Below are 11,827 nucleotides of genomic sequence, written 5' to 3'. Positions count from 1 at the left end.
GATCCTCCAGAGATATATACAATATAGATAATATCTGCATCCTATACCGTGAGGTAAGTTGTGCGGATGAGCACACGCGAACCCGAGGCTGGGGCCGGACGGGCGGAATCTTTCGATAGACCACTGAGCAAAGCCGAGTACGTCCTGCAGCGGCTGCGGCAGGAACTGGCTGATGGGGCGATCCAGCCGGGCACACAGATCAGACAGGGCGACATCAGCGCGCGCTACGGCGTGAGCGCCACCCCGGTGCGCGAAGCGCTGCGGCAGCTCGAAGCCGAGGGGGCCGTCAGCTACTCGCCCCATCGCGGCGCGACGGTCAACACCATGGCGGAGGAGGATCTGTACGCCCTGTACCGCTTCCGCGTGGAGGTCGAGAAGCTGCTCGCCGAACTCGCTGTCGAACGCAATGACGCGGACGCCCTCGGTGATGTGAAGCGCAAGCACGAAGAGCTCAAGGCTGCCGTCACGGCGGGCCAGAGTGCAGAGCGGCTGTCTCAGCTGAACCGGGAATTCCATCTCGCCGTCATGCGCGCGGGGGCGCCCTACATCGCGGATCGCGTCGTGCGCCCGCTGTGGAAGACGGCGATCCCGACGTCGCAGAGCCAGTGGGACAGCGCGGAGTCGGTCTCGGAGTTCCTCCACGCGCACGACGAGATCGTCGCCGCCATTGAGAAGGGGGATGCCGCCCGGGCCGGCGAACTCATGGGCGGGCACGTCTTCGACGCCTATCGCGAGCGGCTGTCGCGCCTGAAGGCCGACTGAGTTCCTTATTCGCCGATGTATAACATATAGAATGCTTTTTATATGCTATACATGACGGAGCGGTCGATCGACGAAGTCGGCCACCCTTGGAGGCGAAATGAGTGAGAAGTACGACGTTGTCGTCGTCGGCGGAGCCAGCGCAGGGTACGCGGCGGCGGTCGCCGCCAGCCATGCCGGCGCAGAGCGGGTCCTCGTCATCGAGAAGGCGCCGCGCGATGAGGTGGGCGGCAACTGCCGATTTTCGAAGATGGGCTTCCGGGTCGTGCACAACGGCACGGACGACCTCTTCGAGCTGCTCAACTCCGATCAGCAGGAGGAGCTCAAGGGTCGCTTCAAGGTGCGCCCGTACACGAAGGAAGACTTCGCGAGCGACCTCAACCGCGTCACCAAGGGTCTGATGGACCCGGAGCTCGCCCGCACCCTGGTCGAGGACTCCCGCGACGCCATCGACTGGATGACCGAGCTCGGTCACAAGTGGCTGGCCTGGCAGACGCCGGTCGATCGCGACGGCATCCTCGAGTTCCCCCCGGGCACCGTTCTCGGCCCGGTCGGCGGCGGCCTCGGGCTCGTCGAGCAGTGGATCAAGATCGGTGACGAACTCGGCATCGAGCTGCGCACGGGCACCCGCGTCTCCGGCATCCTGGGCGACTCCAACCGGGTGCACGGCGTCGTCGTCGACGGACCCGATGGGCGCACCGAGATCGAGGCGAAGGCGGTCATCCTCGCCAGTGGTGGCTTCCAGGCCAGCGCCGAGCGTCGCGCCCGCTACCTGCCCCCGGGCTCGGACCTCATGAAGGTGCGCGGCAGCCGGCACAACACCGGCGAGGTGCTGGACATGGCCGTCCAGCTGGGTGCGGACACGTCCGGGCAGTGGCAGGGCGGTCACGCCTCGCCCATCGACGCGAGCGCGCCCAACGTCGAGGTCGACAACAAGGTCAACCGCTACGCGTACCCGTACGGCATCTCCGTGAACACGAACGGCGAGCGGTTCTTCGACGAGTCCGAGCGCCACCGCACCTACACCTACGCCAAGACCGGCTGGGCCGTGTCGCGGCAGCCAGACGGCATCGCGTACCAGATCTACGACCAGCAGGCCACGGCGCTGTTCCCTGACGCGTACCGCTCGGCAACGCCCTACCAGGCCGACTCGATCGCCGAGCTCGCCGAGAAGATCGGGATCGACCCCGTTGCGCTGGAGCGCACCGTGTCGGAGTACAACGACTCCGTCAACGTCGCAGTCACCTACGACCCGACGGTCGAGGACGGCCGCAACGCGCAGGGCCTGGTGCCGCCCCACAGCAACTGGGCGCTGCCGATCGAGAAGGGTCCCTTCCTCGCCTACGCCGTCACCGGAGCGATCACCTTCAGCTTCGGCGGCGTCAAGACGAACGCCGACGGCCAGGTGCTCAACACCTCGCAGAAGCCGATCAAGGGTCTCTACGCCAACGGCGACATCGTCGGCATGTTCTACCACAACTACCCCTCGACCAGTGGCATGACGCGGAACGTCGTGTTTGGTGGCCGTGCCGGTGCGCACGCCGCCACCGAGGCAGGGCGATGACGACCCTCGCGACCGACCTGCGGGTCACCCGGGCGGTGGCGGAATTCGCCTCGGGCCTCGAGTACGCCGACATCCCCACCGATGTGGTCGAGCGCACGCGGTTGCTGCTGCTGGACGGCATCGCCTGCGGGCTGGTGGGCGCCAAGCTTCCGTGGGCGCGTAAGGCGGTCGAGGCCCTCGCCCTCGTCGAGTCGGGCACCGGCGCGACGCTGTGGGGGTGGGGCAAGAGCGTCTCACCCTCCAGCGCGGCGCTGCTGAACGGCACGTTCGTGCAGGGTTTCGAGCTGGACGACTTCCACGCGCACGGTGCCCTGCACTCATCCGCCGTCGTCGTCACGGCGGCGATGGCCGCGGCAGACATCCATCCGGATGCCACGGTGGGCGATCTGCTGCGCGCCTTCACGGTGGGCTACGAGGTCGGGCCGCGCGTGGGCATGGCGATGGGCGGTGGCCGGCTGAGCACGATCGGGTGGCACACCGGCTCGGTCTACGGCACGGCCGCGTCGGCTGTCGCCGCCGGTTCGGTGTTCGGGCTGGATGCCGCGCAGATGGAGAGCGCCATCGGCAACTCGGTGACGCGGGCCAGCGGCCTCATGTCGGCGCAGTACAAATCGATGGTCAAGCGCATGCACCACGGCATGGCCGCACAGTCGGGTCTGGTGGGTGCCGCACTGGCCAGCCGGGGCTTCGTCGGCACGGAGTCGGTCATCGAGCATCCCTACGGAGGGCTCGCTGCGGCGATCCTGGGCGATGCCGGCGAGGCGGACTTCACCAAGCTCACCGACGGGCTCGGTGAGGAGTGGATCCTCAAGACCATCGGCATCAAGCGGCACGCATGCCTCATCATGCTGCACTCGACGATCGACGCGATGGTCGAGCAGCGCGCGGCGGGCCTGCGGGCAGACGATGTCCAGAGCATCCGCATCGGCGTGAGCGAGAGCGTCGCGCGGCGCACCTCCTGGGAGATGGAGCCGCCCGGAGCGCCGCTCAGTGCCCAGATGAACCTGCGTTTCGCGACGGCGGTCGCGCTGCTCGACGGCGCAGCCTACGTCGAGCAGTTCTCCGGGGCGTCGCTCGCCCGACCGGAGGTCTGGGACCTGATGCGCCGCATCGACGTGGTCCACGACCCGCGCATCGACGACCTCGGGCGTCCGCGGCGGTTCGTCACCGATGTCGAGATCCGTCTGACGGACGGCTCGGTCCGCACGATGCAGACGACGCCCCCGCAGGATCGCGACTTCGACGGGGAGGGCGTCAGGACGAAGTTCCGCGGCCTGGTGGGTGGCCTCGTCACCGATGAGCGACTGGCGGCGATCGAGGACTTCGTGCTGACGGCGGGCCCGGACACGCCCGCCGCGGCGCTCTCGGAACTGCTGGCAGCACCCGTCGAGCCCGCACTCGCGGACCTCGACTGAAGCCTGGAGGCGGGTCGCCGAAATAAAACATACGGCGACCCGCATATCCAGTATTCTATAGTTTATATCTAGTAGGTCGGTCGGGCTTTCGGGCGATGGCGCAGCCTGCATTCCTGACGATGGGAGTGGAAACGATGAAGTTACCGACTCAGCAAGGCGGATCCGAGACGATCCTCCGGGTCGAGGGGCTCCGGGTGCAGTTCGGCGCGGTCAATGCGGTCGTCGACACATCGTTCGAGCTGCGCAAGGGGGAGTTCCTCGGCGTCGTCGGCGAGTCCGGCGCCGGTAAGAGCGCGACCGCGAAAGCCATCGTCGGCTTGCTCGCCAAGAACGCCAAGGTCTCGGGGCGCATCGAGTTCGACGGACACAACCTCGTGGAGGCATCCCGCTCCCACATGCGCAAGGTGCGCGGCCGTCGCATCGGCTACATCTTCCAGGACGCGCTGACGGCATTGGACCCGGTGTACACGGTCGGGTACCAGCTCATCGAGGCGTACCGCGCGGCGAATCCCCAGGCGACGAAGGCCCAAGCGCGCCAGCGCGCCCTCGAGATCCTCGAGGAGGTCCAGATCCGCGACGCGAAGTCCCGGCTCGACGCCTACCCCCACCAGCTCTCCGGTGGCATGCGCCAGCGCGTCGCGATCGCGGTCGCGCTGATCGGCGACCCCGACATCATCATCGCCGACGAGCCGACGAGCGCCCTTGACGTGACCGTGCAGAAGCGCATCCTCGAGCTGCTGCAGAAGGTCTGCCGCGACCGCAATGCCGCCGTCGTCCTCATCACGCATGACCTCGGGGTCGTGGCGCAGACCTGCGACCGCGTGGTCGTGCTCTACGGCGGCATCGTCGCCGAGAAGGCCGGGATCTTCGACCTCTTCGACGAGCCGCGGCATCCCTACACCAAGGCGCTGCTGGACACGCTGCCCAAGCGCGGACAGAAGTCCGCGCTGCGCCCGATTCCGGGGCAGGCAGTGCCCGTCGTCGGGGAGGCGCGGTCCTGCCCGTTCGCGAACCGCTGCGCCTCGGTGACACCCGTGTGCCACCAGCAGCTGCCGCAACCGGAGCAGGTCGGTGCCAGCATCGTGCGCTGCTTCAACCCGCTCCCGCAGCGGTCGTTCCTGGCAGAAGAGGTACTCCGATGACCATCGCACTCGACGTCCGCAACCTCGACAAGGTGTTCCGAGCGGGTGGCCTCTTCGCCAAGAAGTCGGCCGTCCACGCGGTGAACGATGTCTCGCTCTCGGTGCGCGAGGGGACGACGATGGGCCTGATCGGCGAATCCGGGTCGGGCAAGTCGACGACGGCCCGCATGGTGTGCCGGCTGCTGACCCCGGACAGCGGGCAGATCCTCTGGCACGGCAAGGACATCGTCAAGCTCTCGCGCAAGGACGCCGCCCAGGTGACGCGCGACATCCAGATCGTGTTCCAGGATCCGGGCTCTTCGCTGAACCCGCGGTGGCGCGTAGGATCGCTCGTCGCTGAGGGCATCCTGACGCACGGGCTCGGTGATGCGGCGCAGCGCCGCGCCCGGGTCGCGGAGCTGCTGGAGATGTGCGGGCTGCCCGGCTCTGCCGCCGAGAAGTTCCCCCACGAGTTCTCCGGTGGTCAGCGCCAGCGCATCGCGATTGCCCGCGCGCTGGCCGTGGCACCGAAGCTGCTCATCCTCGACGAGCCGGTCTCGGCGCTCGACGTGTCCATCCAGGCGCAGATCCTGACGCTCCTCCAGGACCTGCAGCGAGAGCTGGGCATGACGTACCTCATGGTGTCGCATGACCTTGCTGTGGTGGAGCAGTTCTGCGACGACGTCTGCGTGATGCGCAACGGGCAGGTCGTCGAGCAGGGCGATGCGACCAGAGTGCTCACCTCGCCCACCGCGGAGTACACGCAAGAGCTCATCAACGCGCATCCCGAGCCCGATCCGCGACGATCGCGACTTCGGGTCGAGAACGGAAGGTAAGACAGTGAATCCCCAGAAGCAACGACGCTCCAGGATGACCCGCACGCCCGCGCGGGCGATCGCCGTGGGCCTGGCCGGCCTCGCGCTGGTGCTCACCTCCTGTGCGGGCGGATCGGGCCAGGCCGGCGGGTCGGTGCAGGGCACGGAGCTGGTCATCGCCCAGACGGAAGCGGTGCAGACGTTCGACCCGGCCGCTTTCCGAGGGCGGGCGACGCAGTACGTCGTGCGGCAGATCATGACCCCCCTGGTGGAGCTCGACAACGACCTGCAGGTCATCCCCGCTCTCGCCACCGAGTGGGAGATGGTGTCGGACACCACCTGGCAGGTGAAGCTGCGGGACGACGTCACCTTCACCAACGGCGAGGTCTTCGACGCCGCCGCAGTGAAGTACAACTTCGACCGCATCCTCGACCCCGAGACGGCGTCGCCGCGACGTTCTCTCGTGGTCACCCTCGACAGCGTCGAGGTCGTCGACGAGCACACCGTCAACTTCCACACCTCGCAGCGCGACGGGGCCTTCCCCCTCGCGCTCGCCTACATCGAGATGGCCGCGCCCGGCTATATGGAGGAGGTCGGTCCTGAGGAGTTCGCGAAGAGCCCGATCGGCACCGGCCCGTTCGTCTTCGTCAGCGACAACCCGGGACGCGGCATCATCCTGGAGCGCAACGAGGACTATTTCGGCGAGGTGGCCAAGGTCGAGCGCCTCGTGATCAAGGTCATCCCCGAGACGGCGAGCCGCATCGCGGCGCTGCAGTCGGGCGAGGCACACATCATCGGCAACGTGCCCGCGGACCTGGCCGCGACGCTGTTCGGCAGCACCGAGGCCGTCTCCGCCTCGGGCACCGAGGTCTGGCACCTGGGGATGCAGGTCGAGCGCGGCCAGTTCGCCGACAAGCGCGTCCGCCAGGCGATGCAGCACGCGGTCAACCAGAAGGAGATCGCCGAGGCGGTCTTCGAGGGCGGCGCGGAGCCGCTGAACCAGCCGGCGTTCCAGAACATGAACTGCTACAACCCCGACTTCGAGGGCTACGACTTCGACCCCGAGAAGGCGTCGAAGGTCCTCAGCGAGCTTCCCGCCGTGACGCTCGACACCGTCGAGAGCGAGAAGTACGTCGCCGAGGCGGTCGCCGGCCAGCTGCGCGCGGCCGGGCTGAAGGTCAACGTCAACTCGATGGAGGACGGCGCCTACCTCGCCCGCATCAACGCGGGCGAGAGCGAGCTGTACCTCGCCAGCTGGGGTGCCGGTCGCGGCACGTGCGACGAGATCTGGCGTCAGCACTTCCACAGCTCGACGCGCGAGTCGCAGGTGTTCACCGGCTACACCTCGCCCGAGGTCGACCAGCTCATCGACACCGCGTTCAGCCACGTCCCCGACATGGACGCGGCGAACGAGTACTACGAGCCGCTCATCGAGACGCTGATGGATGACTCCCCGTGGGTGCCCATCGTCAACCCCGACCAGATCTACGGCGTCTCCACGTCGGTCAAGGGCTTCGTCCCCTCGCCGATCGGGCAGTTCAACGTCACCGGCGTCGAGTTGAAGGAGTGACGACGGCATGATCGGCTTCATCGGACGCAGAGTCGCACAGGCGCTGCTGGTTCTGTTCGGCGCATCCATCATGGTGTTCCTCCTCGTGCGCGTGCTGCCGGGGGATCCGGTCGATCTCCTTGCGGCGGAGGAGGGGGCCACTGCGGAGCAGCGGGCGCTCCTGCGGGCGGAGATGGGACTGGACCAGCCTCTGCCGCTGCAGTACGCGACCTTCATCCTCCAGGCCATCCGGGGTGACCTCGGCATCTCGATCACCCAGCGAATCCCGGTGTCCACGGCCCTGATGGAAGGGCTCGGCGCGACGCTGCAGCTGACGATCGCGGGAATGATCGTGGCCGTCCTCATCGCGCTGCCGCTCGCGCTCATCTCGGCGCTCAAGCAGAACAGCGTCTGGGACCGCCTCGGCACCGTCGGCAGCATGTTCGGGGTCTCGATGCCCACGTTCTGGCAGGGCATCATGCTGATCCTGCTGCTCTGCGTCGCCTTCCCGATCTTCCCCACCGGGGGGATCATGGGGTCCTCGTACAACGTGCCGGTCGTGACCTACCTGCCCATCGTGGACTCGATCATCGCGGGATCCCCGGAAGCCGTCTGGTCGAACCTCCGGCACCTGGTGCTGCCGGCGATCACCCTCGGCACGTCCGCGGCGGCGATGCTCACCCGGCTTCTGCGCGCCAGCCTGCTCGAGGTGAAGAACCAGGACTTCGTGGACGCCCTCCGTGCCCGCGGCATCTCCGACGGCAGGGTCATCATGCACATGCTGCGCAACGCGCTGCCGACGACGGTGATCGTCTTCGGCTCGAAGCTCGGCACCCTGCTCGGCGGCACCCTCGTCATCGAGGTCGTGTTCAGCTGGCCCGGGCTCGGAGCGCTCCTGGTCGAGGCGATCAGCGCCCGCGACTACCCGGTGGTCCAGGGTGCCGTGCTCGTCGCCACGATCATGGTGATCCTCTGCAACCTGCTCGCCGACGTCGCCCAAGGGTGGCTCGATCCGCGCGTGCAGTACGCGAAGTGAAGCGGAATCGGAGAGAGAAATGACATCATCCATCTACGTTCCGCGTACCGAGTTCGATGCACGCGGCCCGGCAACGGGCGTGGTCACGACGCGGCTCGCCAAGCGCAAGCGTGCCCGCCCGCCGATCTTCGTGGCGGTGCCGATGCTCATCATGCTCGTGTTCCTGTTCGTGGGCATCTTCGGTGAGTGGATCACCCCCTACGACTACGGCGCGCAGAACCTGTCCAACCGCTTCGCCCCGCCGGGAAGCGAGGGCCACCTGCTCGGCACCGATCACCTGGGCCGCGACATCCTGTCGGGTCTGATCGGGGGAGCGCGCATCACCCTCATCATCGGGTTCGTGGTGCTCATCTTCGGCGTCGTGCTGGGTGTCGGGATCGGCGTGATCAGCGGGTACGTCGGGGGTCGGTTCGACGCGGTCATGATGCGGATCACCGACATCTGGCTGGCGTTCCCGTTCCTGATCCTGGCGATCGCCCTCGTCGCGGCCCTCGGCGGAGGGCTCGACAAGCTGATCATTGCGCTCGTCCTGGTGGCCTGGGTCGTCTTCGCCCGGCCGATCCGCGGTGAGGCGATGTCGCTGCGGGAGCGGGAGTACGTGCTCTCGGCGCGGGCGCTGGGCGTCTCGCCGACGAAGATCGTCGTGAAGCACCTGCTGCCCAACCTGCTGCCGTCGATCCTGGTGCTGTCGTCGCTGGAGCTGGGCGCGATCATCCTGATGGAGGCGTCGCTGTCGTTCCTCGGCCTCGGCGTGACCGGGGGTGAGGCGACGTGGGGCGGCATGCTGTCCGACGGCCGCGCCTACATCGGCTCGTCCTGGTGGCTGGCGACCATCCCCGGCATCGCGATCTTCGCCCTGGTGATGTCGGTGAACGTCATCGGCGAGTGGTTCCGCGATGTGTTCGACCCGCGGAACAGCTCGCGCGCCCAGGTCTCGCAGGAGATCGCACTGCCGTGAGGCGTGCGCGCCCCGGCGTCGACGAATTTCGAAGTTCTTTCATCAAAGGAGTGGGAATGACCGATCTGTCAGCATCCGACGTACGACCGATGTACGTGGGTGGCGAATGGACCCATGGGCGCGGCGGGAACCCGCCGATGGCGACGTTCGACCCGACGACCGGGCGCGAGATCGCGCGAGTGACCGCGGCAACGGCAGGCGACGTCGACGACGCCGTCCGCGCCGCGCAGCGGGGGGCCGCCGAGTGGCGTGCGCTCTCGTGGACCGCGCGGGCCGCCGTGCTGCGCGAGATGGCCCAGCGCATCCGCGACGACGTGGAGCGCCTCTGCCTCATCGACGTCGAGAACGCCGGCATCCCGATCTCCGCCGCACGCCGCGACGTGCTGCGCGCGGCCGACGAGATCGAGTACTTCGCGGGCATCGCCGGCGAAGTGAAGGGCACCACGATCCCCGCTCCCGCCGGCGGACTCGCCTACACGCTGCGCGAGCCCTACGGAGTGGTCGGGCGCATCATCCCCTTCAACCACCCCTTCAACTTCGCCGCGGCCAAGGTCGCCGCACCGCTGGCCGCCGGCAACGCCGTGATCCTCAAGGCGCCCGACCAGGCGCCGCTCGGGCCGCTCGCCCTCGCGGAGCTCGTCGGCGACCTGTTCCCCGCCGGCGTCCTCAACGTGCTCACCGGAACCGGCATCGAGGTCGGCCACGCCATCTCGTCGCACCCGAAGATCCCGCGCATCGGGTTCATCGGCAGCGTCCCCGCCGGTCAGGCTGTCATGCGCGCGGGCGCCGAGCACATCAAGCACGTCACGCTGGAGCTCGGCGGCAAGAACCCCATGATCATCTGCGACGACATGGACCCCCAGCTCGCCGCTCGCGAAGCGATCAACGGCATGAACATGCGCAAGACCATGGGGCAGTCGTGCCAGTCGAACTCGCGCGTGTTCGTGCACGAGAGCATCGCCGACGAGTTCGTCGCGGAGCTCGAGCAGATCGTCCGCGGCATCGAGATCGGAGACCCCCGCGAGGAGGGCACCGAGATGGGTCCTGTCGCGTTCGAGGCGCACTTCGACCGGGTGCTCACCCACATCGATCAGGCCCGCGAAGACGGTGCACGGCTCGTCTTCGGCGGCGGCCGCCCCGAGGGTCGGGACGAGGGGTACTTCATCGCTCCGACCGTCTTCGATGGCGTCACGCCCGACATGCGCCTGTTCCACAACGAGGTCTTCGGCCCGGTGATGGCGGTCTGCCGCTGGAGCGACGAGGACGAGATGATCGAGCAGATCAACGCCACCGAGTTCGGTCTCACCGCGCGCATCTGGACCAACGACCTGAGCCGGGCCCACCGCATCGTCTCGAAGGTGGATGCCGGATTCGTGTGGATCAACGAGTCGGGTCGCAAGGATCGCGGCATCCCCGTCGGCGGCTTCAAGCTCAGCGGGCTGGGCAAGGAGTCGTGCCTCGAGGAAATCATCAGCTACACCCGCGAGAAGTCGGTCACGACGACGTTCGCGGCCCACGCATGACCGGCGGGCGGGGCGTTGACGGGATGCGTCTGAGGAGGAACCGATGAAGGGTCTGGTGTTCACCGGCGGCGAAGCGGTGGAGGTCCGGGACTTCCCGGATCCCCAGGCCGGCGCCGGCGAGGCCGTCGTCCGAGTGCGGGCGTCCGGCGTCTGCGGCAGCGATCTGCCGCGGTACCGGGACGAAGCCGGCAGCAAGGGGATCATCCCGGGCCACGAACCGGCCGGTGAGGTCGTCGAGCTCGGCCCCGGGGTGCCGCCGGGACTTCGGGTCGGCGACCGCGTCATGGTGCACCACTACGCCGGCTGCGGGTTCTGCGAGGTCTGTGCGCTCGGATTCGAGCAGGCCTGCCCGAACGACCGGGTGACCTACGGCACCGGTGCTCACGGCGGACACGCCGAGTTCATCGCGGTGCCGGCGCGGACGCTCGTGCACCTGCCTGAGGAGCTCTCGTTCGAGGCTGGTGCGGCCATCGCCTGCGGCACCGGCACGGCGTGGAACGGCCTGAAGAAGATGGACATCTCGGGTCGCGACACCGTCGCCGTCTTCGGGCAGGGCCCGGTCGGCGTCAGCGGTGTCGTGAGCGCGAAGGCGATGGGCGCGCGGGTCATCGCCGTGGACATCTCTGCGGAGCGTCTCGACTTCGCCCGTGAGCTCGGCGCCGATGTGACGATCAATCCGATCGAGACCGACGTCGTCGCGGCGATCGCGGAGGTCACCGGGGGCCGCGGCGCGTCGGCATCCCTCGAGACCTCGGGTGCGGAGGTCGCGCGCCAGCAGGCGCTCGAGGTGCTCGCCTACTTCGGGCGGTGCAGCTACATCGGCAACGGTGCGCCGAGCCGCATCGACATCCGCGGAGAGGTGATCCGCAAGGTGCTCACCATCTACGGATCCTGGACATTCACGAAGGCCGAGCAGATCGAGATCGCCCGCTTCATGGTCGACAACCGCGTGGACCTCGACGCGCTCATCAGCACGCGCTATCCCCTGAGCGAGGGCGGGCGGGCCTACCGCGAGTTCGCGGGCGGGGCCATCGGCAAGCCGATGATCGTGTTCGACGCGTGAGCCTGCTCGCGTCCCCCCTGCTCT

Annotated in this window: 10 protein-coding genes; all 10 read left to right on the top strand. The window is 68.0% G+C overall.

From position 1 onward, the window contains the following. Nucleotides 1–66 precede the first annotated feature (66 nt). The 10 genes from QNO14_RS14620 (at nucleotide 67) to QNO14_RS14575 (ending at nucleotide 11,803) form a co-directional block, all read left to right on the top strand. A complete protein-coding gene (locus QNO14_RS14620; protein WP_257494513.1) occupies nucleotides 67–762 on the top strand; it encodes a GntR family transcriptional regulator in 696 nt (231 codons plus the stop codon). 97 nt (nucleotides 763–859) lie between these two features. Then, complete coding sequence (tcuA, locus tag QNO14_RS14615) at nucleotides 860–2,323, top strand: FAD-dependent tricarballylate dehydrogenase TcuA (RefSeq protein WP_257494512.1); 1,464 nt, start codon at nucleotides 860–862, stop codon at nucleotides 2,321–2,323. Continuing rightward, nucleotides 2,320–3,738 (top strand): MmgE/PrpD family protein, encoded by a 1,419-nt coding sequence (locus QNO14_RS14610; RefSeq protein ID WP_257506428.1) that lies wholly within the window; start codon nucleotides 2,320–2,322, stop codon nucleotides 3,736–3,738. Before tcuA ends, QNO14_RS14610 begins: the two co-directional genes overlap by 4 nt. Nucleotides 3,739–3,872: 134 nt before the next feature. Further along, nucleotides 3,873–4,880, top strand: coding sequence for an ABC transporter ATP-binding protein (locus QNO14_RS14605; protein WP_257494510.1), 1,008 nt, complete (start codon nucleotides 3,873–3,875; stop codon nucleotides 4,878–4,880). Then, entirely contained in the window at nucleotides 4,877–5,695 is an 819-nt protein-coding gene (locus QNO14_RS14600) for an ATP-binding cassette domain-containing protein (protein ID WP_257506429.1), read from the top strand. The genes QNO14_RS14605 and QNO14_RS14600 overlap by 4 nt, the downstream gene beginning before the upstream one ends. 34 nt (nucleotides 5,696–5,729) lie before the next feature. Further along, nucleotides 5,730–7,244: an ABC transporter substrate-binding protein gene (locus QNO14_RS14595; RefSeq protein ID WP_257494508.1), complete on the top strand. Its 1,515-nt coding sequence runs from the start codon at nucleotides 5,730–5,732 to the stop codon at nucleotides 7,242–7,244. Between the two features lie 7 nt (nucleotides 7,245–7,251). Beyond that, nucleotides 7,252–8,259, top strand: coding sequence for an ABC transporter permease (locus tag QNO14_RS14590; RefSeq protein ID WP_257494507.1), 1,008 nt, complete (start codon nucleotides 7,252–7,254; stop codon nucleotides 8,257–8,259). A 19-nt stretch (nucleotides 8,260–8,278) separates the two neighbouring features. Then, nucleotides 8,279–9,217 carry an ABC transporter permease gene (locus QNO14_RS14585; RefSeq protein ID WP_257494506.1) on the top strand — a complete coding sequence of 313 codons (939 nt, stop codon included), beginning with the start codon at nucleotides 8,279–8,281 and terminating at the stop codon, nucleotides 9,215–9,217. Between the two features lie 56 nt (nucleotides 9,218–9,273). Next, nucleotides 9,274–10,740 (top strand): aldehyde dehydrogenase family protein, encoded by a 1,467-nt coding sequence (locus QNO14_RS14580; RefSeq protein ID WP_257494505.1) that lies wholly within the window; start codon nucleotides 9,274–9,276, stop codon nucleotides 10,738–10,740. A gap of 43 nt (nucleotides 10,741–10,783) precedes the next feature. Beyond that, entirely contained in the window at nucleotides 10,784–11,803 is a 1,020-nt protein-coding gene (locus QNO14_RS14575; protein WP_257494504.1) for a zinc-binding dehydrogenase, read from the top strand. The last annotated feature ends 24 nt before the right edge of the window (nucleotides 11,804–11,827 follow it).

The sequence above is a fragment of the Microbacterium sp. zg-Y625 genome (genome assembly GCF_030246925.1).
In the GTDB taxonomy this organism is placed as follows: domain Bacteria; phylum Actinomycetota; class Actinomycetes; order Actinomycetales; family Microbacteriaceae; genus Microbacterium; species Microbacterium jiangjiandongii.
The sequence above is the reverse complement of the archived record's forward strand: the minus strand, read 5'-3'. Positions and strand labels throughout refer to the sequence as shown.

Coding starts and splice junctions, on each gene's coding strand:
- QNO14_RS14620 (WP_257494513.1), top strand. CDS start 67: ATGAGCACACGCGAACCCGAGGCTGGGGCCGGACGGGCGGAATCTTTC.
- tcuA (WP_257494512.1), top strand. CDS start 860: ATGAGTGAGAAGTACGACGTTGTCGTCGTCGGCGGAGCCAGCGCAGGG.
- QNO14_RS14610 (WP_257506428.1), top strand. CDS start 2,320: ATGACGACCCTCGCGACCGACCTGCGGGTCACCCGGGCGGTGGCGGAA.
- QNO14_RS14605 (WP_257494510.1), top strand. CDS start 3,873: ATGAAGTTACCGACTCAGCAAGGCGGATCCGAGACGATCCTCCGGGTC.
- QNO14_RS14600 (WP_257506429.1), top strand. CDS start 4,877: ATGACCATCGCACTCGACGTCCGCAACCTCGACAAGGTGTTCCGAGCG.
- QNO14_RS14595 (WP_257494508.1), top strand. CDS start 5,730: ATGACCCGCACGCCCGCGCGGGCGATCGCCGTGGGCCTGGCCGGCCTC.
- QNO14_RS14590 (WP_257494507.1), top strand. CDS start 7,252: ATGATCGGCTTCATCGGACGCAGAGTCGCACAGGCGCTGCTGGTTCTG.
- QNO14_RS14585 (WP_257494506.1), top strand. CDS start 8,279: ATGACATCATCCATCTACGTTCCGCGTACCGAGTTCGATGCACGCGGC.
- QNO14_RS14580 (WP_257494505.1), top strand. CDS start 9,274: ATGACCGATCTGTCAGCATCCGACGTACGACCGATGTACGTGGGTGGC.
- QNO14_RS14575 (WP_257494504.1), top strand. CDS start 10,784: ATGAAGGGTCTGGTGTTCACCGGCGGCGAAGCGGTGGAGGTCCGGGAC.